Annotated in this window: 24 protein-coding genes; 15 read left to right on the top strand and 9 right to left on the bottom strand. The window is 62.5% G+C overall.

Going from position 1 to position 22193, the window contains the following annotated elements; translation table 11 throughout:
• Positions 1–42 precede the first annotated feature (42 nt).
• The 3 genes from LVY71_RS15000 (at position 43) to LVY71_RS14990 (ending at position 2991) form a co-directional block, all read left to right on the top strand.
• Positions 43–816, top strand: a complete 774-nt coding sequence (locus LVY71_RS15000; protein WP_235101514.1) for an ATP12 family chaperone protein — start codon at positions 43–45, stop codon at positions 814–816.
• A gap of 313 nt (positions 817–1129) precedes the next feature.
• The gene (gene fliK, locus LVY71_RS14995; protein ID WP_235100656.1) at positions 1130–2728 is read left to right on the top strand and encodes a flagellar hook-length control protein FliK; all 1599 of its coding nucleotides are present in this window, start codon (positions 1130–1132) and stop codon (positions 2726–2728) included.
• Positions 2725–2991 carry an EscU/YscU/HrcU family type III secretion system export apparatus switch protein gene (locus tag LVY71_RS14990; RefSeq protein ID WP_235100655.1) on the top strand — a complete coding sequence of 89 codons (267 nt, stop codon included), beginning with the start codon at positions 2725–2727 and terminating at the stop codon, positions 2989–2991. Before fliK ends, LVY71_RS14990 begins: the two co-directional genes overlap by 4 nt.
• On the opposite strand, the gene LVY71_RS14985 is transcribed toward LVY71_RS14990, so the two are convergent.
• Positions 2988–3359, bottom strand: a complete 372-nt coding sequence (locus LVY71_RS14985) for a nuclear transport factor 2 family protein (protein WP_235100654.1) — start codon at positions 3357–3359, stop codon at positions 2988–2990. The two genes, LVY71_RS14990 and LVY71_RS14985, sit on opposite strands and share 4 nt — an antisense overlap.
• 122 nt (positions 3360–3481) lie before the next feature.
• On the opposite strand from LVY71_RS14985, the gene LVY71_RS14980 reads away from it, so the two are divergent.
• Both LVY71_RS14980 and LVY71_RS14975 read left to right on the top strand, forming a co-directional pair.
• Positions 3482–4315, top strand: a complete 834-nt coding sequence (locus LVY71_RS14980; protein WP_235100653.1) for a penicillin-binding transpeptidase domain-containing protein — start codon at positions 3482–3484, stop codon at positions 4313–4315.
• 120 nt (positions 4316–4435) lie between these two features.
• On the top strand, positions 4436–4807 hold the full coding sequence (locus LVY71_RS14975) for a nuclear transport factor 2 family protein (protein WP_235100652.1): 372 nt from the start codon (positions 4436–4438) through the stop codon (positions 4805–4807).
• Between the two features lie 108 nt (positions 4808–4915).
• Here LVY71_RS14975 and LVY71_RS14970 read toward each other — a convergent pair whose 3' ends face one another.
• Positions 4916–5329 carry a DUF4260 domain-containing protein gene (locus LVY71_RS14970; RefSeq protein WP_235100651.1) on the bottom strand — a complete coding sequence of 138 codons (414 nt, stop codon included), beginning with the start codon at positions 5327–5329 and terminating at the stop codon, positions 4916–4918.
• 168 nt (positions 5330–5497) lie between these two features.
• Between LVY71_RS14970 and LVY71_RS14965 the strand changes: the two genes are divergently transcribed.
• From LVY71_RS14965 to LVY71_RS14955, 3 genes are read left to right on the top strand one after another with little or no spacing between them, the layout of a single operon-like run.
• Positions 5498–7030, top strand: coding sequence for an acyl-CoA carboxylase subunit beta (locus LVY71_RS14965; RefSeq protein WP_235100650.1), 1533 nt, complete (start codon positions 5498–5500; stop codon positions 7028–7030).
• A gap of 18 nt (positions 7031–7048) precedes the next feature.
• Complete coding sequence (locus tag LVY71_RS14960; RefSeq protein WP_235100649.1) at positions 7049–7861, top strand: hypothetical protein; 813 nt, start codon at positions 7049–7051, stop codon at positions 7859–7861.
• 8 nt (positions 7862–7869) lie between these two features.
• The gene (locus LVY71_RS14955; RefSeq protein ID WP_235100648.1) at positions 7870–8181 is read left to right on the top strand and encodes a hypothetical protein; all 312 of its coding nucleotides are present in this window, start codon (positions 7870–7872) and stop codon (positions 8179–8181) included.
• A gap of 137 nt (positions 8182–8318) precedes the next feature.
• Here the strand turns inward: LVY71_RS14955 and LVY71_RS14950 are convergent, their stop codons facing one another.
• Entirely contained in the window at positions 8319–8726 is a 408-nt protein-coding gene (locus LVY71_RS14950; RefSeq protein WP_235100647.1) for a hypothetical protein, read from the bottom strand.
• Between the two features lie 200 nt (positions 8727–8926).
• Here LVY71_RS14950 and LVY71_RS14945 point away from each other — a divergent pair, with 200 nt between their 5' ends.
• Entirely contained in the window at positions 8927–9562 is a 636-nt protein-coding gene (locus LVY71_RS14945; protein WP_235101513.1) for a trimeric intracellular cation channel family protein, read from the top strand.
• A gap of 761 nt (positions 9563–10323) precedes the next feature.
• Here the strand turns inward: LVY71_RS14945 and LVY71_RS14940 are convergent.
• A complete protein-coding gene (locus LVY71_RS14940) occupies positions 10324–10575 on the bottom strand; it encodes a GCG_CRPN prefix-to-repeats domain-containing protein (RefSeq protein WP_235100646.1) in 252 nt (83 codons plus the stop codon).
• A gap of 346 nt (positions 10576–10921) precedes the next feature.
• On the opposite strand from LVY71_RS14940, the gene LVY71_RS14935 reads away from it, so the two are divergent.
• The gene (locus LVY71_RS14935; protein WP_235100645.1) at positions 10922–11188 is read left to right on the top strand and encodes a twin-arginine translocation (Tat); all 267 of its coding nucleotides are present in this window, start codon (positions 10922–10924) and stop codon (positions 11186–11188) included.
• Positions 11189–11258: 70 nt separating this feature from the next.
• On the opposite strand, the gene LVY71_RS14930 is transcribed toward LVY71_RS14935, so the two are convergent.
• From LVY71_RS14930 to LVY71_RS14920, 3 genes are all read right to left on the bottom strand, one after another.
• Positions 11259–11522, bottom strand: coding sequence for a GCG_CRPN prefix-to-repeats domain-containing protein (locus tag LVY71_RS14930; RefSeq protein ID WP_235100644.1), 264 nt, complete (start codon positions 11520–11522; stop codon positions 11259–11261).
• 34 nt (positions 11523–11556) lie between these two features.
• Positions 11557–12591: an alpha/beta fold hydrolase gene (locus LVY71_RS14925; protein WP_283842535.1), complete on the bottom strand. Its 1035-nt coding sequence runs from the start codon at positions 12589–12591 to the stop codon at positions 11557–11559.
• A gap of 121 nt (positions 12592–12712) precedes the next feature.
• Positions 12713–13579 carry a hypothetical protein gene (locus LVY71_RS14920; protein ID WP_235100643.1) on the bottom strand — a complete coding sequence of 289 codons (867 nt, stop codon included), beginning with the start codon at positions 13577–13579 and terminating at the stop codon, positions 12713–12715.
• A gap of 289 nt (positions 13580–13868) precedes the next feature.
• On the opposite strand from LVY71_RS14920, the gene LVY71_RS14915 reads away from it, so the two are divergent.
• On the top strand, positions 13869–14690 hold the full coding sequence (locus LVY71_RS14915; protein WP_235100642.1) for an isocitrate lyase/PEP mutase family protein: 822 nt from the start codon (positions 13869–13871) through the stop codon (positions 14688–14690).
• A 55-nt stretch (positions 14691–14745) separates the two neighbouring features.
• On the opposite strand, the gene LVY71_RS14910 is transcribed toward LVY71_RS14915, so the two are convergent.
• Complete coding sequence (locus LVY71_RS14910) at positions 14746–15165, bottom strand: hypothetical protein (RefSeq protein ID WP_235100641.1); 420 nt, start codon at positions 15163–15165, stop codon at positions 14746–14748.
• Positions 15166–15278: 113 nt separating this feature from the next.
• Complete coding sequence (locus LVY71_RS14905) at positions 15279–15506, bottom strand: hypothetical protein (protein ID WP_235100640.1); 228 nt, start codon at positions 15504–15506, stop codon at positions 15279–15281.
• Positions 15507–15890: 384 nt separating this feature from the next.
• Here LVY71_RS14905 and LVY71_RS14900 point away from each other — a divergent pair, with 384 nt between their 5' ends.
• The 4 genes from LVY71_RS14900 to LVY71_RS14885 all read left to right on the top strand — a co-directional run bounded on the left by LVY71_RS14900 (position 15891) and on the right by LVY71_RS14885 (position 22098).
• Complete coding sequence (locus LVY71_RS14900) at positions 15891–19382, top strand: indolepyruvate ferredoxin oxidoreductase family protein (RefSeq protein ID WP_235100639.1); 3492 nt, start codon at positions 15891–15893, stop codon at positions 19380–19382.
• 169 nt (positions 19383–19551) lie between these two features.
• The gene (locus LVY71_RS14895) at positions 19552–20703 is read left to right on the top strand and encodes a thiolase family protein (protein WP_235100638.1); all 1152 of its coding nucleotides are present in this window, start codon (positions 19552–19554) and stop codon (positions 20701–20703) included.
• Entirely contained in the window at positions 20703–21098 is a 396-nt protein-coding gene (locus LVY71_RS14890; protein WP_235100637.1) for a Zn-ribbon domain-containing OB-fold protein, read from the top strand. The genes LVY71_RS14895 and LVY71_RS14890 overlap by 1 nt, the downstream gene beginning before the upstream one ends.
• 139 nt (positions 21099–21237) lie before the next feature.
• Positions 21238–22098 carry a MaoC family dehydratase gene (locus tag LVY71_RS14885; protein ID WP_235100636.1) on the top strand — a complete coding sequence of 287 codons (861 nt, stop codon included), beginning with the start codon at positions 21238–21240 and terminating at the stop codon, positions 22096–22098.
• Positions 22099–22193 lie beyond the last annotated feature (95 nt).

Below are 22193 nucleotides of genomic sequence, written 5' to 3'. Positions count from 1 at the left end.
CGGAAAAGGTCATGCCCGGAAAATATGAAGGCTGACGATACGATGCGTGAACTGTTCGATGAAGTCGCCGGCAAGTCTCCGCTCGATCCCCGCGAGGCGTCGCGCAAATCGTCGCGCACGCCGCTCCGCAAGCGCTTCTACACCAGCGCGGGAGTGGTCGAAGCGCCGGATGGCTTCGCGGTGACGCTCGACGGCAAGCCCGTCCGCACCCCGGGCAGGAATCCGCTGGCCGCGCCGACACGCGAACTCGCCGAGGCGATGGCAGCCGAATGGCAAGCACAGCCGGAGATGATCGATCCGATGGCGATGCCGCTGACGCGGCTTGCCAACAGCGTAATCGACGGCGTCGCCGGAAACGTGCAGGCGGTCGCCGACGATGCGGCGAAGTATTTCGAAACCGATCTGCTGTTCTATCGGGCGGGCTTTCCCGAAGAACTGATCGCGAAGCAGGCGGAGCACTGGGACCCGGTGCTGCGCTGGGCCGCCGACGATCTCGGCGCGCACTTTATTCTGACCGAGGGTGTGATCCATGTGCAGCAGCCGGAGACCGCGGTCGCCGCCGTGCGCGCGGCGCTGCCGGCGGATGCCTGGCCGGTCGGTGCATTTCATGTCGTCACCACCATCACCGGCTCGGCGCTGCTCGCGCTGGCGCTGAAGCATCGCACGCTGGATGAAGCCCAGGTCTGGGCCGCCGCCCATGTGGACGAGGACTGGAACCGGGAAAAGTGGGGCATCGACGACGAGGTCGAGGCCCGCCGCGTGCAGCGGCAGAAGGATTTCGAAGCGGCGGCGCTGGTGCTGAAGGCGCTGGGTTGAGGGCATGAATATTATTTGGCGCGATGTGCCGTCACCCTGAGGTGCCGAAGCGAAGCGGAGGCCTCGAAGGGCGACGGCTTGACTAAATGTCATCCTTCGAGGCTCGCAAGAGCTCGCACCTCAGGATGACGGGTAGAACTCGTGTCGTCCGGCCTTCGCCGGGACGACATTGTAAATTCCACATCTCCTACCGGGACCATTCAGTTAACAGAAGGTTTACGACGCTGGGCTAGCTTCCCCGCGAGCTTGATGCCGAAACGTGTGTAGCGGTTTTCGGACAACATCATGGTCCGGACTTATGGAAGCGCCCCGAATGTCGATCGCGATCAATCCCGTCTTTCCGGTCGTTGCCGCCCAGGGCGTGGCGGCGGGCGCGGTCCTGCAGCCGGGCACGATGATCGAGGCGACGGTGCTGAAACAGCTCGACGCCAATCTGGTCCGTATCGCCATCGCCAACCTGACCATCGAAGTGCTGTCCGAAGTGCCGTTGCGGTCCGGTCAGGTATTGCAGCTTGCGGTGTCGCAGACACCGCAAGGCGTAAGGCTTCAGATCGTGCCGGGCGAGGGCGCGCCGACGCAGGCGGCGGCTGCCGGAGACGGTGCTGTGATCGATGCCCTCAGCGTTCCGAAATCCGATGCGCCGGTGCAGGCCGCCGCGTCCGGCCGGGTGCTGACCAATCTCGAAGCGCTGGCGGTCTCGGCCGCCGTGCAGACCGCCGCGGCCCGGCAGGGCAGCCTGTCACCGCTGTTCGCAAATCTGAATGTCGCTGCGTCGTCGCAGGCATTGCCGCAGACGCTTCAGCAGGCTGCCGCGCAGTTGCTGGCGCAGCGCACACCGCTCAGCGAGAACCTGAGCGGCGAAGCGTTGAAAACGGCGTTTCAGAAGTCGGGACTCTTTCTCGAACAAAATCTCGCCAATGGATCGAACACGCCGGACCTGAAGACGGCGCTGATCGTGTTCCGTCAGACCGTGGCATCGTGGCTCGGCAACACGCCGGCCGCTGCAAGCGCCGCACCGCAGCCACAGGCCATGCCGTCCTTGTCAGCGCCGCCGCTGTCACCGGAGATCGAAGCCGGCGACATCCTGCTGCCGCAGGGGCCGCTGCATGTTGCCGATGAGGCTGCCGAACCGGCCGGCAAGGTCCAGATCTACGCGCCGAATGAACCGCTGCCGACGGCGGCGAACCGCGCCGCCGCGGCGGGCGCTGGACTGACCGAGTTGCAGGAGATCTTGCAGGGATTGCCGAAGGGCGTCAGCGATGCGGTCGCGCATGTGCTCGATGCCGAAGGACGCGAGATGCCGCGCGCGGCAGGCGAGGGCGAACCGGCATTCGCACGCAGTAATATCCCGGCGCCGCCGTTTCGCGGATCGGACACCACCGCGCAATCCGTCGCGCTGCCGTCGCTTGCGCCGGACGACGCACCCGCAACGGTGGCGCATCGCCTGATCGAGGACACAGACGCCGCGCTGGCGCGGCAGACGCTGTTGCAGGCAGCGTCGTTGCCCGTCGATGTTCCCGGTGTACGCAATGATCCTGCCGTGCCGCGCTGGAATTTCGAAATCCCGTTTGCCACCCCGCAAGGCACGGCGATCGCGCAATTCGAGATTTCGCGCGACGGCGGAGGCAACGGTGAGGCCGAAGCCGCGCGTGTCTGGCGGGCGCGGTTTTCGCTGGATGTCGAGCCGAACGGGCCGGTGCATGCGCTGGTGTCGCTCAGCGGCGGACGCACGTCGGTGCGGATGTGGGCGGAGCGGCCCGCGACTGCGGCGCAATTGCGGATCAACGCGCCGCAACTGTCGCATGCTTTGCGCGAAGCAGCCCTTGAGCCGGGCGACATCGTGATCGGCGACGGCGCGCCGCCGAAGCCTGCGCCGCCGCCGGCCGGGCATTTTCTGGATCGCGCGCTATGATTTCGGAGACCAGAAACACGCTGGCAGTTGCGCTGCATTACGACAAGAAAGGCGCGCCGCGCGTCGTCGCCAAGGGCAAGGGCACGCTCGGCGACAAGATCATCGAGATTGCCAAGGAAAACAACATTCCCATCGAGGAGAATGAAGTGCTGGCGGGCGCGCTCTCCAATGTCGAACTCGGCGACGAAATTCCCGCCGAGCTCTACAAGGGTGTCGCGGAAGTCCTGATCTTCGTGATGCGGCTGTCGGGCCGGCTGCGCTAGCGCGCGGGCGGTGGGCCGAAGAAGCCGATGATCTTGGTCAGGCGGCCGTCGGGGCCGGTTTCGCCGATATCGATCGATATGTCGCCAGCGGTTCCGTCGGCCCGCACCAGCCGCCAGAGGAAGCGGAGCACATTGTGATGTGCGTCTGTGCCGCTCATGAATTCGAGATAGGCGCCCGGACGACCGCCCTGAACCTCCTTGATCCGCCGGGACAGCGCCTCCCGTCCGGTCACTTCGACATTGGGATCGACATAGACGCCGTTATCGGCCCAGCACTGCGTCAGCAGCGCGTTGCGCCTGGTATCGTCGGTCTCGTTCCAGGCCGCGATATACTGTTCGGCGATCCCTGCCGCCTTGCCGCTGTCCATGAATGTTTCTCCCTGATTTTTTGCGACGGTAGCGGATTCATCCATGCAGGTCCAAGCGCGGCCATGCTTTCAACATGAAACGCGGCAATTTGTCTGGCCCTCATTGCTCCGGAGCGTATCCCGTGATTCACCGCCGCCACGCCATCGGCCTCCTTGCCGCCGCCGCTGTCATTCCATCGCGCGTTCTTGCCGATACGGCGCCCGAATCGGAAGTTCGGAAAAGCCTGCTGAAGCATTTCACCGACGAGGGCACTGCCGGTACGTTTGCGGCGTTCAAGACTGACGACAAGAAATTGATCGTCAGCGACGGAACGCGCACCCGAAGCGCAATCCTGCCGGCCTCCACCTTCAAGATTCCGAATTCCATCATTGCGCTGGACACCGGCGTCGTCGCCGATCCGGACAAGGACGTATTCAAGTGGGACGGCGTGACGCGCAGCATTCCCGAATGGAACAAGGACCACACCCTGCGCACCGCCATCGCGGTCTCCGCCGTGCCGGTCTATCAGGAGATCGCGCGGCGGATCGGCGCCGAGCGGATGCAGAAATATGTCGATGCCTTCGACTACGGCAACCGCAACATCGGCGGCGGCATCGACCGGTTCTGGCTGACGGGAGATCTGCGGATCAATCCGATGCAGCAGATCGCATTTGTCGACAAGCTGCGGCGCGGCGTGCTGCCGGCCTTGAAGCGCGCGCAGGAATTGACCCGCGATATTCTCACCGTCACCAAAGCGGGCGACAGCATCATCCGCGCCAAGACCGGACTGATCGGCGTCGATGACCGGACCGCGATCGATGGGGTCAAGGCAAGCCTCGGCTGGCTGGTGGGCTGGGCGGAGAAGGGCGGCGCGCAGACCGTGTTCGCGCTCAACCTCGACATTCGCGAACCGAAGCATACCGCCAGCCGCATGACCATCGCGCAGCAGTGCCTGCGCGACATCGGCGCGATCTGATCCGGCAGGCCGCTGGCCTGTCGGCCATTGCATGACGGGCCTGCGGCCGGGTCGGCCAGTGGATTCCTGTCGCAAAGTCGCTAGTCTGGCGCCAACCAGAAAAGCAGGGAGAGACCACGCATGTCAGCATCGGCCTGGAAAAACATTGCCACACGTTACAACGCGGCGTGGAACGCGCACGACGTTGCGGCGATCATGGCGATGCATGCCGACGACACCAGCTATCAGCGCCACGGCAGCCCGAAAGTGTACAAGGGCAAGGAAGCCGTCGCCGAGCAGTTCGGCAAGGATTTCTCCGGCCTGCCGGGCCTGCGCTTCGAGGGTGTCGCGCTCTATGGCAGCGACGATCATTTCGTCTCGGAATCGATTCTCACCGCGACCAAGCCCGACGGCACACCTGTGACGATGGAGTTGGTCGACGTCATCACCCTGCGCGACGGCAAGGTGGTCAGCAAGTCGAGTTACTTCGTCGCCAGCCGGCCGGCGAAGTAGATTCCCTCATGGTGAGGAGCGCGTCTTCGCGCGTCTCGAACCATGAGGTCAATAACATTCCTCATCCTTCGAGACGCGGCCAAAGGGGCCGCTCCTCAGGATGAGGGCTTACTTACCCGCCGCATTCTTCCCGATCCGCCCCAGATGCGTGAAGCCAAATCCCGCGTCGTATTTCAGGCCGTAGCCGAGCGCGCGGTCGATGCCGATATGCGCGCTCCAGATCAGCGCGAGGTGCATCGCCAGCGCGGACGGCATCACCATGCCGACGATGCCGAGCAGCATCGGCAGGATGGCGGCGTGGGCGATGTTGTAGGTGGCGGCGCCCGCGCGCGGGCCGCCGAGATAGCCGAGAAAGCTCAGGTCCGGCGCCAGCAGCAGCAACGCGAACATCCCCCACGAGCCTTCGAAATAGCTGTAGAACACCATGCTGGCGATGGCGAGGGCGGCGCCTTCCAGCCGCAGCAGGGTGCGGACCCCGCCGGTTGCAGCCCCGGCCGGCATTGTCGCTGGTATATCGCTCATGGCCGCGAATCCCCTGTAAAATCGCAGTTTATCACGCCGCGCGGGGCAGCCGTGCGCCGATAGTCCGCTCTGGCTGGGGCATTTTCCCTTGCCCAAACAGCGTGCTAGAAAGCGGGCCACACATTCCGGAGCAGGGCGGCGCGTGCCGCCGCAGGTGGGGCCAGATCCATGAAGCACATCCTCGAAGCACTCGATGAACGCCGCGCCGGAGCCAAGAAGGGCGGCGGTGACAAGCGCATCGAGGCGCAGCACGCGCGCGGCAAGCTGACTGCCCGCGAGCGCATCGAACTGCTGCTGGACAAGGGCTCGTTCGAGGAATTCGACATGTTCGTCGAGCACCGCTCGGTCGAGTTCGGCATGGACAAGACCAAGATTCCGGGCGACGGCGTGGTCACCGGCTGGGGCACGGTCAACGGCCGCACCATCTTCGTATTCGCGAAGGACTTCACCGTGTTCGGCGGCTCGCTGTCTGAGACCCACGCGCTCAAGATCACCAAGCTGCAGGACATGGCGCTGAAGGCGCGGGCGCCGATCATCGGGCTGTACGACGCCGGCGGCGCGCGCATCCAGGAGGGCGTCGCGGCGCTGGCGGGCTATTCCTATGTGTTCCGCCGCAACGTCATCGCCTCGGGCGTGATTCCGCAGATCAGCGTCATCATGGGGCCGTGCGCCGGCGGCGACGTCTACTCGCCGGCGATGACCGACTTCATCTTCATGGTGAAGAACACCAGCTACATGTTCGTCACCGGCCCGGACGTGGTGAAGACCGTGACCAATGAAGTGGTCACCGCGGAGGAACTCGGCGGCGCCAGCGTGCACGCCACCAAGTCCTCCATTGCCGACGGCGCATTCAAGGACGACGTCGAGACGCTGTTGCAGATGCGCCGGCTGATCGACTTCCTGCCCGGCAACAATACCGACGGCGTGCCGGAATGGCCGAGCTTCGACGACATCGAGCGCGTGGACATGTCGCTCGACACGCTGGTGCCGGAGAATCCGAACCAGCCTTACGACATCAAGGAACTGATCCTGAAGGTGGTGGACGAGGGCGACTTCTTCGAACTCGCCGATACCTTCGCCAAGAACGTCGTCACCGGCTTCGGCCGCATCGCGGGCAAGACGGTGGGCTTCGTCGCCAACCAGCCGATGGTGCTGGCGGGTGTGCTCGACAGCGACGCCTCACGCAAGGCCGCGCGCTTCGTGCGCTTCTGCGACGCCTTCAACATTCCGATCGTCACCTTCGTGGACGTGCCGGGCTTCCTGCCGGGCACCGCGCAGGAATATGGCGGGCTGATCAAGCACGGCGCGAAACTGCTGTTCGCCTACAGCCAGTGCACGGTGCCGCTGGTCACCGTCATCACGCGCAAGGCTTACGGCGGCGCGTTCGACGTGATGGCCTCGAAGGAGATCGGCGCGGACATGAACTACGCCTGGCCGACGGCGCAGATCGCGGTGATGGGCGCGAAGGGCGCGGTGGAGATCATCTTCCGGCAGGACATCGGCGATGCCGAGAAGATCGCCGCGCGCACCAGGGAATACGAGGACCGCTTCCTGTCGCCGTTCGTCGCCGCCGAGCGCGGCTATATCGACGACGTGATCATGCCGCACTCGACCCGCAAGCGCATCGCGCGTGCGCTGGCGATGCTCAAGGACAAGCACGTCGACGTGCCGATGAAGAAGCACGACAACATTCCGCTGTGATGACGAACGAGATATTTTATGTCGAAATTGTCGTTAGCCAAAAGTCTGAAGAATTTTTTTGATCGATTGCCGTCTGGCTCTGGGGGCTCTCGTAATGTTCGGAAAGCGATAAGTGAGGCGTTCTCCATCGAGGAGAATAGCGCGGAGATGCAGCTGCTATTGTACACGCAGATGGATAACTTCGAGCGCCTACTAGTTCAAGTTAGGCTATCTTCAATCGAAAATGACGCGAAGCGGCGATACCTAAAGGATATTGGAACGCTATCCGCTATCGTCCATTATCCAAGATTATTTCAGAGTTTTGAAACGGCGCGAAGCGAACTCATTGACCGGCATGCCCATACTTTGACGTATCTAAACGATGCTCTAAAGGTTGGCGACGATCTGCATGAATCCATTGATCGGGACATCGACGAATTGTCGAGGCAGTTACAAGATGTTTTAGAGGAGTTGTCTTCGTCTGATCTTCCTTTGAAAGTCAGGGGCATACTATTTTCTCAGATTTCGCAGCTCTTATTCCTTTTGAAGAACTTTCAATCTGTTGGTGTTGATAAAGTCTGGGAAGTGGCGTCAGCCACCTATGTAACCATCCAAAAAGAGGCCGCGACTATAGCGACTTCAACTAAGAGTGGCTTTCTCAAGCGCGCCGCCGTTGGGATTTCCGCATTGGTTGGAGCGCTCGCTATTGTCGAGGCTGGAACAAGTCATGTAATTGGTACTGCGAAGAATTTGGAGAAGGGGATTGAACTTATCGAAAAGTGGAGGGGCGAAGTTCCGCAGATCGAGTACAAGCCATCTTCAACAACTGAAGGTGGAGTTGTCGCTACGTAGTGTTGATCATGCCCCACATCCTCGTTGTCCGCGCCACTGTCCCCGATGAATCGCAACGCGCTGCGTTCGATGCGTGGTATTCGCGCGAGCATCTTCCCGACGCCGTGAAGTCGTTCGGCTCTAAGCGCGCGTGGCGCTACTGGCTCGCCAACGATCCCGCCGTGCATCTGGCGATGTATGAATTCCCGGACCGTGCGTCGCTCGATGCCGCCGCGGGCGGCGAGGAGATGAAGCGGCTGATCCGCGATTTCGACCGCGACTGGCCGGGCATCAAACGCACGCGCGATATTCTGGTGCAGGCCGAGGCCTACGCGGGGTAGGCCTATCGTCCGGATGCAGCGAAGCAAAATCCGGTCTTTTGCGGTGTTCTGCATTAGGTGTCGCGCCGCCCGCTTCGCGCAAGCGATCGCCACGTATCGGCACATCATCGGGGTAGCTGCTGATTTCTCGCGCGCCTTCAGGCCCGCCAGATCCGCGCGCTTGCGCCGGCGGCGATCTGCAGCAGCGCGCCGAACAGCCAGCAGGCCCCGAGAAAGAGACTCCACGTCAATGCCGGTGCTGCGTCGAACACGATACTGAAAACCGACAGCAGCGCGGCCAGCGCCGCGAGGAATGTCCCTGCGGAGCTGAGCAGTTCGACCGGATCGGTGGGCAGGGCGCTGTCGCCGCTCGGCAGGAGGGTGGCCCTGCCGGTGCGGTGAGGCGGAATGTCGATCCCGAGATAGAAGCCGATGGCGCCGAGCATCATCAGGAACAGCACCAGCGCCACCGAGCCGAAGGCTTCGACGCGGGTGCTGGCGATATGGGTTGCGACGAACAGGCCGCATGATGCGCCCGCCATGGCGAGCCCGAGGCGCTCGATCACATGGGCGCACCGGCTGCGCGCGAGCTAGTGGCGTGGCGGGTGATCAGGCTCTCTGCCATCATCTACCAACCCCGGAACCGCAAAAGGTTGCATCCTCCTGCAAATATTTTTGGCCGGCATGGCCGCGCGGGGCGCGCGGCTGGCTCTGTTGCGGCTGCCTCCCGCGCTGCAGCAGCGGCGGAATGTGCTACGTCTTCGCCATGGAGCCCGCCGAATCGGTTCTTTTCTTTTTCGGATTGTTCGCCATGGTCGCCGAGGCCATGACGGCGGCACTTGCCGCCGGGCGGCGCAAGATGGACTGGTTCGGCGTCGCGATGCTGGGATGCGTGACCGCGCTCGGCGGCGGCTCGCTGCGCGATGTGCTGCTCGGGCATTATCCACTGCTCTGGGTGAAATATCCGATGCTGCTGCTGCTGACCGGCGGCGCGGCGCTGCTCACCATCGCGCTGGCGCGCGTGGTGCATCGCTTTCACACTCTTTTTCTCGTGCTCGACGCGATCGGCCTCGTGGTCTTCACCATCATCGGCTGCAGCGTCGCCATGAAGATGGGGCAGCCGCTCACCATCGTGGTGGTGGCCGGCATGATCACCGGCTGCGCCGGGGGCGTGCTGCGCGATATTCTTTGCACCGAGGTGCCGCTGCTGTTCCGCAGCGAGCTTTACGCCAGCGTCTCATTGGTGACCGGCGCGATCTATGTCGCGGGCACGCATTTCGGCACCGAGCATGTGGCGGTGGTGGTCGGTTCGGTGGCGTTCGGCCTGACGTTCCGCCTGCTGGCGATCCGCTACAAGTGGGAAATGCCGAAGTTCATCTATGAGCGCGAAGGCCCGCACTGAGCCTTCGATGCTTGGCCGCCGGCTTGACTTTTGCCGTATCGGAATATAATCCTATTTCGCTTTTGCCCGCCGCGCTCATGACGCGGAGGGGCAGGAGCCGCAGCGGCCACCCCGGACGCGGGGCGTGTGGCTGGTGGAGCGCCGGGAGGCGCTGCGTTCGGACGGAAGGCCTCGCAAACCTTTCCGTTGCAGAACGCGCGCGCCTCGCGAGACGGATTCGCAACCCGTTCTCGTCAGGCTCGCGGACGGACCCCTCGCCAGGGTGCGTCACAAGGGTGCCTCGCAAGCACTCTGGCGCCTCCCGGCGCTCCATTTCTTCTTGAGAAGAAATGAAAACGGGACAGGGTCATCCGCGCCCTCGATCGCAGCGGATGATCTCGCACGTCTGCGCTTGCGTCGTTTGCGCGCACACCTGTTGCGAAACAAATAGGCAAGGTGCGCGTTATGTTTTCATGCGCAAGAAAAAACCATCGCCCATGCGGACGCAGCCTCTCGACGATGGCCGCGACAGGCCGCAGCCGATGACATCGCGGGTGAGGGTGGTCGGGCCGAAGCAGCCTGAGCGCAATGACAGGGCGCAGTGCGAACGGGTGCGCACGAAGGCGCTGCGAAAGCAGCGCGATGCATTGCGGACGTAAAGTTCGCGTCGCACTGGCAATGGTTGCATCGGACATATCACACACAGATCCGTGATCGCAGGAATGACCGCAAAGAAAAACCCCGCCGAAGCGGGGTTTGCATTTTGTGCGCGGATGCGCTGCTCACCACCAGGTGCGGCAGACGCGGCGGCCCGGACCCCAGTAACGGCACTTGCGCACAACCGGCGGGCGAACGACCACGACACGGTTGGCGCGGCAGCGGCCATAGGGACCGCGATGGAATCCCGGACCGCAGCCCTGCGCAACATGAATGACATCGCTGGCGGTCGATGCGGGCGCTACAGGCATTGCATTGGCCGCGCCGAGGCCCGCGGCGGAGACGGCAAGGAATGCGGCTGCGTAAAGGGCTTTCATGGGATGTGTCCTTCCTGAGATGGTTTTGCAGTGCGTTCGACATTGGCCAGGGGATGGCCGGCAAAACTGAATTGAGTCGCCGGCCTGCTGGCCGGCGCGCGCACATTAGTCGCGGGAAGATTGACACAAGATGAACCAAATGTGGTCCGCTTGCGACGAATCCCGAGGTCTTGGGCCTGAGGCAAGGAGGCCGGTTTTCATGCGATCATCAGAACTCGTAAGAGCTGCGACACAGCTTCACGGTAATTAACCGCATCTGACGGAACCAATCGGGTTCACACCGTGTTCATCACGAATGCGAAACACTCGTATCGTTGAAACTGCTCTTACACGGAGGACTATCCTGATGGAACGTCGTGAATTCCTGAGATTTGCGTTTGGCGTCGCCGCCGGCGCGGGCGCCATCGCCGCCGCTGCGTCGGCCGCCACCGCTGCTCCGATGCTTGCTCCGCAAAACGATCTGACGCCGCGCAAGGAGCCGGACATCGCCGCGAAGCCTGCGGTTGCGGATCAGGACGATCTCGCCCGTGCCACGCCGGAGAATGTGCATTGGCGCCGCCGGCACTACCGCCGCCGCCGTTACTGGCACCGCCGCCGTCACCACCGCTGGTAAGCAGCGCGCATAGAATCAAAAAGCCCCGGTTTCGAGTATCGAAGCCGGGGCTTTGTTTTGCAGATCGGTTTTAGTCCCTGACGCATTTGCCGAGCAGATTGCGGCGATAGCCAAGCTGACATTTGCGCGCGAACATTCGCATCAGCTTCGGGCCCTTCGGCTCCGGGCGACACACGCCGCTGGACAGACGATGAAATCCGACGCCGCATCCGTCCTTGATTCTGACGATTGCATTGGGCGGATCGACGGCGAGGCGCGGGTGCGGCGCGGCTTCCGCGCCATTGCCTGCCAGCAGCGCGGCGCCGAGAACAACGGTTGCGAGAAGCGCCTTCATCTCAATCCTTCATACCGAACGTGGCGTTCATGATCTATTTTGAAACGAGGAATCCAAGCATCAACTCGTTGAACTTCGGCTCCGCTTCGAGAAACACCAGGTGGCCGACGTTCGGAATCACCTCTGCTTTGGCGTTAGGCATCCTGGCCGCCAACGCCTTGGCGAGATCGGCATTCTGCCCCATCTTCGGCCGCAGCGCTTCCGGCGCGTTCGGCTTGCCCGGCGCGTTATGGTCGTCCGCCCCCATGATGAACAGTGTCGGCCGGTCGATCAGCGGAATCTCGTGCGCCACCGGTTCGCGGTAGATCATCTGCGCCGAACTGACGAAGGCGCGCAGCCAGCGCGGATATTCGGGCGAGCCCTTGATGTTGAAGCGCGCGTCGATGAACGGCGTGATCTGGTCCGGTGGCAGCTTCAGCGAATAGTTGGTGACGAGCTGCTTGCGATAGCCGTCGGCGGTGAGCTTGTCCTCGTTCTCGATGATCTTCTCGGTCGGCGTCGGCGGCACATAGAGCCGGTAGTCTTCAAGCCCGATGGGGGCCGCGAGCAGCAGATGCGAGACGCGGTCGGGATAGGCGCGGGCGATGCGCACGCCGAGCATGCCGCCGAGCGAATGCGCCACGACATCCACTTGTGGTAATTGCAGATGATCGAGCAGGGCGACGGTGTTGCGCGCCAGGATATCGAAATGCAGATCGAACGCCGGCTTGGAGGATTTTCCGAATCCGATCTGGTCCGGCACCACGACGCGGTAGCCGGCGTCGGTCAGCGTCTTGATCACCGGGGCCCAGTAGCTCGACGGAAAGTTGCGGCCATGCAGCAGCAGGACGGCGCGGCCGTTCGGCGCCGCGGGCGCGACATCCATATAGGCCATGCGAACCTGCTCGCCCTCGTTGGTCAGCGGCAGCATGTGGACCGGGTAGGGATAGGCGAAGCCTTCGAGGCCGATGCCGTACGGCTCCTTCGCGGCGGCCGGCTGCTGCGCGTGGGCGGTGACAAGCGGGAGCACGGTCAGCAGCGCCGAGCCGAGCAGCGATGAAGCAAACAGAAGCGCCAAACGTCGCGTCATGAATCTCTCCCGGATTTCTGCGGCACTCTTAGCGCCGTGGGCCCCGAAATCAAAGATCAGCCAAAGATGGCGTCATGACAAAGTGGTGACGTCAACACTTCGTGTGGTTACGTGAACGCTCTCAGAGCTTCGGCGCGTTGCCGAGCGGCGTCTTGTTGAGCGCTTCGTTCTTCTCGGCCGCGAAGGCGTCGGCGTCGATCTTGGTTGCGCTGGCGATCTGTTTGAAATCGATCAGAGTGAATTCAGCCTTGCTGACGCGATCCGGCGTGATGCCCGGGAAGATCTCGACCGACACAAGGCCGTCACAGTTCGCGGCCTTGGCTTCGGTGACGAGCTTGTCGAGGGTTTTCTCCAGCGCCTGCACGCGTTTCAATTCGGCGACACAGCTACCGCGTCCGTTGGCGTCGTTGAGCGCCACGGCGATCTTGGGATTGATGGGGGCGTTGAGCGCTTCCAGCGCGGTGGCGGGGGTGTATTTCTGCTTCACCGACATGATCTTGCCCGCCTTGTAGAAGTAATACAGGCGTCCATCGCCGATTGCGGTCGGCGCGCCGTATTTCGCCGTCACGCGCTCGATCATCTCGGACTTCAGAGGCTGCTTGTTGGTGGCGAAGCCCAGCATGCGTGCAATGTAATAGGCGCGGTTGGCGCTCGCCGGCGACGAGAAGACCGCAATCATCGACTCGCCGGGGTGGGTGCTGGTCGGCAACAGGGTGAATTTCATCGCCGTGACATAGGTCACGTTGGTGCCGCCGAATTTCTGTTGCGCGGTCTCCGGCTTCACGCCGGGAAGATCCTTCAGATAGGACTCGAAAATCGGCGCGGCCTTGCTGCCCTCGGTATTGCTCGACAGGCCGACGATGTCCGGCTGGAGCTTTCCGGAAAAGGCACTCTCGGGCACCTTCGGCTTGATATCGTAGGCCCAGCCGGCCGCGGGAACCGCGATCGGAGATAGCGCAAGAAATGCCACGAGGCCATAGCGAAACATGAAGCACCTGCTTGGAAAATCGAGAAAACAAAGCGCATAAGCGCGCCGAATTACGCCAATTTTTGCGCTGTGCTGTCAACAGCGGATTGTTGCACGAATCGGTCTTCGCGGTGAGCCGGGCCGTGAATTGCGCCACGCCGTTCGCTGAAAAACCCACGCTATGATTGCCTTTTCCGCGTCTGGCCCTTGTTAACGATAGATGCAACCGGACGTCGCGCCGGCCGATTGATTTCGCCGCTCGCGACCGGCATCGTGACTGCACAACGAAAAGACTGGCCGGAGGAAACAGATGCCGATTTCGACACAGCAAAAATGCGCGGACTTCCGGACATTGCACGCGAGCGGATGTTTCGTGCTGCCAAATCCCTGGGACGCGGGCAGCGCGAAGCTGTTGGAGGGCATGGGATTCAAGGCGCTGGCCTCGACCAGTTCGGGCTTCGCCTGGTCCACCGGCCGTTGCGACAACAATGTCGGTTGCGATGATGTTCTCGCCCATCTGAAGGTGCTGTGCGCGGCCACGGACCTGCCGGTCAATGCGGATTTCGAGGCCGGCTTCGCGCATGATCCCGCAGGCGTTGCCGCGAACGTCGCGCGTTGTGTCGAGACGGGCGTGGCGGGACTGTCGATCGAGGATTCGACCGGCGACGCGTCGGCGCCGTTGTACGAGATGACACTTGCGGTGGAGCGCATGCGTGCGGCGCGCGCGGCCATCGACGCGAAGGGCGGTGACTTGATGCTGGTGGGGCGGTGCGAGAGCTTTCTGATCGGCCAGCCCGATCTCAAGGCGACCGTTGCGCGCCTGATCGCCTACGCGGAAGCCGGAGCGGATTGTCTCTATGCGCCGGCCATCCGGACCAGGGAGCAGATTGCGACGGTTGTGAAAGAACTCGCGCCGAAGCCGGTCAATGTTTTGTGGAGCGGCCCGGGCTTTACCGTGGCGGAATTGGCTGACCTCGGCGTGCGGCGGATCAGTGTCGGAGGCGCGCTGGCGCGGACGGCGTGGGGCGCATTCCTGAAAGCCGCCCGTGAGATCGCCGAGGCTGGGTCGTTCGCCGGAATGGCGCAGGCTATTCCGAACGCCGAGATGAATGGTCTGTTCGCCAAAACATGAGCGCAAAAAACGGGCAGCGATGTCGCTGCCCGCTGACTTGATCTCCTGACCGCCGTTAGTTGCTGGACGGTGCGCCCGTTGCGGGAGCGGTGTTCTGGGGCGCCGCCGGAGCCGGGATGTTAGCCGCAGGCGGCGGTGTTGGCTGAGCCGGCGTCATTGACGAGCCAGTGGTCTGACCTGCCGGAGCACGCGGGGTCATCGCCGTTCCGCTTGCCGGTGGAGAGGCCGGCGTGGTCTGCGCCGCAGGTGTCGGACCGGGCGATGTCGTGGGTGAGTTCAGCCCGTAAAATATCACGCCGAGAATGGCGACCAGTGCAATGGCGAACAGGGCAATGCGCCCGCCACTCGCCGGTCCTTCTGCCAATTCAGGATCGGCTTGCAACTCAGCATCGATCTGATCCGCGCGGCGGCGCGCCAGTTCGGCATCGGTGGGATCGGCGCGGTAGGGATCGTTCGGGTTACGCTCGAGTGCCATAAGTCATTCCTCCAGTTGTTTCACTTGGGAAGACAATCACCAACCGGCGGGTGTGTTCCCTGTTTCCACGTTGCAATCAGGCCGGTTCTGGAACTTTGCAGGTGTCAGGGTATTCATCGGGCACCTGTGGCCTGTCCGGTTGTTATGGAGTTTTCCGGGACATCGTGAGGCGCGGGGTGCATCTGAGACAGCACCAGCGCGAGAACAACAAGAAGGCCGATTCCGATGACGGTCTTCGCCGGCTTGCCCTGCTGACGCGAATCGAAGTCGGATTGTGAGAGCGACGAGTTTGCGTCGCGCCGTTCGCTGTCGGGCATCCAGCTTTCAGATATCTGGCTCATAGGTGCAAATCCTCCGCTTTGCGCGACCCATTGCGACCGGGTTCGCTATCTGTGGAGGTCAACGGCCCGACTCCGGCACCGTTCCGGCCCAGCATTGCATCGGAGAAGGAGCAGCCCTGCGACAGGGCTGCCGCATCGCAGCGATACCGCCGCCGTTGGCACCAAAAACGGCGTCCGCAATGTCCTTTCGGGGACGGGCGTCACAGCGACATAACAAAACGGGCTGGGCTGCGAAGGGCGTTTAAAATTGCGTATGAAAACAAAGGTCGGATGATTGTGATTTGTGATGTGCGGCATACAAAAAGCGACATAGACTGATCAATAGAGTGGTTCTAATTAGATTTATCGAAACGCAACAAGAGCCCGGCAAAGAGGCAATCGACTATGGGAATCAACCAAGGGCCTATCAGTCTCGACCAGAAATACACGCAGGCGTCGGGACATGTGTTCCTGACCGGCATTCAGGCCCTGGTCCGGCTGCCGATGGCGCAGGTGCGGCGCGACCGGGCCGCAGGCCTCAATACCGCAGGCTTTGTGACCGGCTATCGCGGCTCGCCGCTTGGCGGCTACGACCAGCAGCTTCACGCCGCGCGTAAGCATCTCGCCCAGTACGACGTGAAATTCCAGCCGGGGGTCAATGAAGACCTCGCGGCCACTGCGATCTGGGGCTCGCAGCAGCTCAATCTGTCGCCCGGCGCGAAGTTCGATGGCATTACCGGCATCTGGTACGGCAAGGGCCCCGGCGTCGATCGCTGCGGCGACGTCTTCCGCCATGGCAATGCGGCGGGTTCGGCCAAGAACGGCGGTGTGCTGTGTCTGGCCGGCGACGACCACGGCGCGAAATCCTCCACCGTGCCGCATCAGTCGGACCACGCTTTCATCTCGGCGCTGATGCCGTATCTCTATCCGTCGAGCATCCATGAGATGATCGAAATGGGCCTGCTCGGCATCGCCATGTCGCGCTACTCCGGCTGCTGGGTCGGCATGAAGGTCATCACCGAGACGGTGGAGACCACGGCCGAAATCGATCTCACTGACGAGATGAAGCCTTTCATTATCCCGGCCGACTTCGAGATGCCGCCGGGCGGCCTCAACCTGCGCTGGCCGGATGATCGCTATGCTCAGGACAAGCGGTTGCAGGACTACAAGGGCTTCGCCGCGATCGCCTTCGCGCGCGCCAACAAGATCAACCGCATCACGATGGATTCGCCGAATGCGCGGTTCGGCATCATGGCATCGGGCAAAAGCTACGAAGACATCCGTCAGGCGCTGCGCGAACTCGGCATCACGCCGGAAGTTGCCGCAAAGATCGGCCTGCGGCTTTACAAGATCGGCATGCCGTGGCCGCTCGAGCCGGAAGGTGTGCGCGAATTCGCCGTCGGCCTCGAGGAAATCCTGATCGTCGAAGAACGCCGTGAGATCGTCGAGAACCAGGTCAAGCAGGAACTGTTCAACTGGCGTGACGATGTGCGACCGCGCATCATCGGCAAGATGGACAACCACGACAAGCGCTTCCTGCCGTTCGCGGAAGAGCTGAGTGTCGCGTCGCTGGCAAGTTCGCTGACCGAGCGGCTTCTGCAGCTCGATCTCAATCCCGAAATCGTGGCTATGCTGCGGTCCAAGGCTGACTGGTTCAACGGCCGGCAGGCGACGCAGGTGCAGGCCGTCGCGCCGGTGACGCGCACGCCGTATTTCTGCTCGGGCTGTCCGCACAATTCATCGACCAAGGTGCCGCAAGGCAGCCGCGCCATGGCCGGCATCGGCTGTCATTTTATGGCGCTGTGGATGGACCGCAACACCGAGACCTTCACGCATATGGGCGGCGAGGGCGTGCCATGGGTCGGTATCGCACCGTTCACCAACGAGAAGCACGTCTTCGTCAATCTCGGCGACGGAACATATTTCCATTCAGGCAGCCTCGCCATTCGGCAGGCTGTCGCCTCCAAGGCCAACATCACTTACAAGATACTCTATAATGACGCGACGGCGATGACCGGCGGTCAGCACGTCGACGGCGAACTCTCGCCGCAGCAGGTCACGTTCCAGCTTCACAGTGAAGGCATTCGCGACATCTATCTGGTGTCGGAGAATCCCGAAGCGTATCCGGCGTCCGATATCGCGCCGGGCACCAAGGTTGCGCATCGCGACCAGCTTGATGAAGTTCAGCGCACGCTGCGTGAAGTGCCGGGTTGTTCGGCGATCGTGTTCGTGCAGACCTGCGCCGCCGAAAAGCGGCGCCGCCGCAAGCGCGGACTGATGGAAGACCCGGCAAAGCGCATCTTCATCAATGCGGCGGTGTGCGAAGGCTGCGGCGATTGCTCGGTGCAGTCGAATTGCATCTCGGTGGAGCCGCTGGAAACCGAACTGGGGCGCAAGCGCGCCATCAACCAGTCGAGCTGCAACAAGGATTACTCCTGTGTGAAGGGCTTCTGCCCGTCCTTCGTCACGGTGGAGGGCGGTGCACCGCGCAAGCGCGCGGCAGTAGACCTTGGCGATCTCGGTGAACTGCCTCCGCCGCCGTCAATGCCGTCACTCGACAAGCCTTACAACATCGCTGTCGGCGGCGTTGGCGGCACCGGCGTGCTGACCATCGGTGCGTTGCTTGGCATGGCAGCGCATATCGAGGGCAAGGCGAGCATGATCCTCGACATGTCCGGCCTTGCGCAGAAGGGCGGCGCTGTGCTGAGCCATGTGCGGCTGTCGAAGAACACGGCCGACGTGACCTGCTCGCGCATCGTCACCGGCACGGCGGATCTATTGATCGCGGCCGACGAGGTGGTGGCCGTCGCCAAGGAAACGATCTCGCTCGCCGAGTCGTCGCGCACCCATGGCGTCATCAACACGCATCTCATTCCGATCGCGGATTTCATCATGAACCGCGATTTCGATTTCAAGCGCGGCAAAGTCAACCTCGTTCTGGAAAACGCGTTGCGCAAGGACTCGTCCTTCCTCGACTTCACCAAACCGGCGGAGACCTTGCTGGGCGACTCCATCGCCACCAATATGATGATGATGGGCTTCGCCTATCAGAAGGGTCTGCTGCCGGTCGGCGCCGAAGCCATCGAGCAGGCGATCGAGCTGAACGGCGTGTCGATCAAGATGAATACGCAAGCCTTCCGGCTCGGCCGGCTCGCGGCGGCCGATCCTGCCAAGCTGGCGGCGATGATGAAAGGCGACGAGCCCGAGGCGCCAAAGACCCTCGGCGAGATGTCCCTCGATGAGGTGATCGCGCATCGCACCAAACTTCTGACCGACTATCAAAACGCTGCTTACGCCAGGCGCTATCGCCATCTGGTCGATCAGGTGCGCAAGGTCGCGTTCGACGGCGGTTACGGCGAGGCGCTGCCGCGCGCGGTGGCGATCAATTACGCCAAGCTGCTTGCCTACAAGGACGAGTACGAGGTTGCGCGTCTTTATACGGACGGCACGTTCGCGGAGAATCTGGCCAAGCAGTTCGAGGGCGATTTCAAGATCAGCTTCAACCTCGCGCCGCCGATCCTGCAAAGCGGGGTCGATGCGCAGGGTCGTCCGAAGAAGCGCGTGTTCGGCGCCTGGATGCTGCCGGTATTCCGGACGCTGGCCAAATTCCGCTTCCTGCGCGGTACGCTGTTCGATCCCTTCAGCTACAGCGAGGACCGCAAGCTCGAGCGCAATCTGATCGAGGGCTACGAGCAGGACGTGGTCACGGCGGTCAAGCTGCTGTCGCCGAAGACGCACGACATCGCCGTCGAGTTGCTATCGTTGCCGGACCAGATTCGCGGCTACGGTCCGGTGAAGGATGCGTCCGTCGCCAAAGCGAAGACGCGATACGAACAGCTTGCCCGGGACCTCGTCGATCCGCCGCCGCTGGTCGCGCCGCAGATCGCCGCCGAATAGATTCTGACAGGACATGACTGCGGCGCTTTCCTCGCCGCAGTCAATTCATCGGCCGCGCGATGCTGGTATTCGCAGATCGCCTTCGTTCGCCCTGCGAAACTCAAGATGCTTGCCAAGCCGGCGCAGGCGCGCGAGATATTCCGCGGGAGACTTCCAGCGGAGACATCTTTTGACAATCAAGAACAAGGCCTACATCGCCGGGATTTACGAGCATCCGACCCGGCACGCACCCGACAAATCGACAGCCCAGCTTCACGCAGAGGTCGCCAAGGGCGCGCTTGACGACGCCGGCCTGACCAGGGCCGATATTGACGGCTATTTCTGCGCCGGCGATGCGCCGGGCGGCATCTGGCAGATGTCCGATTATCTCGGCCTCAACAAGCTGCGCCATCTGGACTCCACCGAAACCGGCGGCTGTTCCTACATCATCGCGCTGGGCCATGCCGCGGAAGCCATTGCCGCCGGCAAATGTTCCGTCGCGCTGATCACGCTGGCCGGCAAGCCGCGCACCGGTCCGATGCCGCCGCGCGCCTATGGCCCCGAGATGGATTTCGAACTCGCCTATGGGCCGACCACCCACAACGCTTACGGCATGTGCGCGATGCGCCACATGCACGACTTCGGCACCACCAGCGAACAGCTTGCGTGGGTCAAGGTCGCGGCGTCCCATCACGCGCAATACAACCCGCATGCGATGCTGCGCGATGTCGTCACGGTGGAGGACGTTGTCAATTCGCCGATGATTTCCGACCCGCTGCATCGGCTGGATTGCTGCGTTGTGTCCGATGGCGGCGGTGCGGTGATCGTCACCACGCCTGAGATTGCGAAGTCGCTGAAGCGTCCGCTGGTGCGTCTCACCGGGCACGGTGAATCGAACAAGGGGCCGAACGGCGGCCGCAACCTCGATCTGACATACTCCGCCGGTGTCTGGAGTGGCCCGACCGCGTTTGCCGAGGCGGGCGTCACGCCGAAGGACATCAAGTACGCGTCGATCTATGACAGCTTCACCATCACGGTGGTGATCCAGCTTGAAGACCTCGGTTTCTGCAAGAAGGGCGACGGCGGCAAGTTCGTTGCCGACGGCAACCTGATTTCCGGCGTCGGAAAATTGCCGTGGAACACCGACGGCGGCGGACTGTGCAACAACCATCCGATCAATCGCGGTGGCATCACCAAGATCATCGAGGCGGTGCGGCAGTTGCGCGGCGAGGCGCATCCGAAGGTTCAGGTTCCGAATTGCGATCTGGCGTTGGTGCACGGCACCGGCGGATTGCTGGGTGTGCGGCATGCGGCATCGACCGCTATTCTGGAGCGTGTGTGATGACTGACAAGCCGAAATATCCAGCGCCCGTGGGCAATCCTGAGACGGCGCATTTCTGGGAAGCCGCGAAGCAGGGCAAGTTTCTCATCAAGCGCTGCCTTGCCTGCAAGGAGCCGCATTACTTTCCGCGCTCGATTTGTCCGTTCTGTTTCTCGGACAAGACGGAATGGGAAGAGAGCAAGGGCGAGGGCGCGATCTACAGCTACAGCCTGATGCGAAAATCACCGACCGGGCCGTATGCGGTGGGTTACGTCACGCTGGATGAAGGCCCGTCGCTGCTGACGAATTTCGTCGATTGCGATCTGACGGCCTTGAAAATCGGCCAGCGCGTGAAAGTGGTGTTCAAGCCGACCGACGGCGCGCCGCTGCCGTTCTTTACACTCGCGTCATCCTGAGGTGCGAGCCGCTCTTCGCGGCGAGCCTCGAAGGAAGGCTTGACACGCAATATCTCCGTCGCCCTCGAGGCTCGGCGCTACGCGCCTCACACCTCAGGGTGACGGCCCACGCTATAAAAAGAATGCGGGAGGAGGCAAGATGCCGATCAAGTACGATGAGGTGATGGCGCTCAAGAATGTCGGCCAGAAGTATTCGTGGACCGACCGCGAAGTGATGCTCTACGCCTACGGTATCGGCATGGGCGCCGATCCGATGGATCAGAAGGAATTGTCCTTCGTCAATGAGGGCTACTACACGCCGCGCGAACTGAAGGTGGTGCCGACCTATGCCTCGGTCGCCGCGTGGGGCGCGACCGCGGGTCCGATCGACGTTAACCGCGTCATGGTGGTGGATGGCGAGCGTGACATCACGTTCCACAGGCCGCTGCCGGTGCAGGCGAACATCACCGCGGATTCGACCATCCTCGGCGTGTTCGACAAGGGCAAGGACAAGGGCGCGGTGATCCTGCGCAAGACCGTGCTGAAGAACGACAAGGGCGAGGATCTGGCGACACTGGTAGCCTCGCAGTTCGCGCGTGGCGATGGCGGTTTCGGCGGCCCATCTGAGGGTCAGCCCGAGCCGCATCCGATTCCGAAACGCGCCCCGGACCTGAGTGTCGATATTTCAACGCGGCCGGATCAGGCTCTGATCTACCGGCTGTGCGGCGACCGTAATCCGCTGCACAGCGATCCTGAATTTGCGAAGAAGGCCGGATTCGATCGTCCGATCCTGCATGGCATGTGCACTTATGGTTTGAGCTGTCGCGCGGTGTTGCAGACTTACGCTGATTACGACCCGGTCGCGTTCAGGCAACATGCGGTGCGCTTCTCCGCGCCGGTGTTTCCGGGGGAGACGGTGTCGTTCGATCTGTGGAAGGACGGCAACGTGATCTCGCTCGAGGGTCGCGTGAAAAGCCGCAATGTCACCGTGATCAGGAACGGCAAGACGGTCCTCGCCTGACCGTGAAGGCCGAAGCGAGATTTTTGTCCGGAAGCCAGTTATTTTGTCCGGAAGCCAGTTATAAAGGCAGTCCGCAGATTCCAGCCGACGAAAGA

It is taken from the genome of Bradyrhizobium sp. G127 (assembly GCF_021502575.1).
Classification (GTDB): Bacteria; Pseudomonadota; Alphaproteobacteria; order Rhizobiales; family Xanthobacteraceae; genus Afipia.
This window is presented reverse-complemented; position numbering and strand designations above follow the sequence as displayed.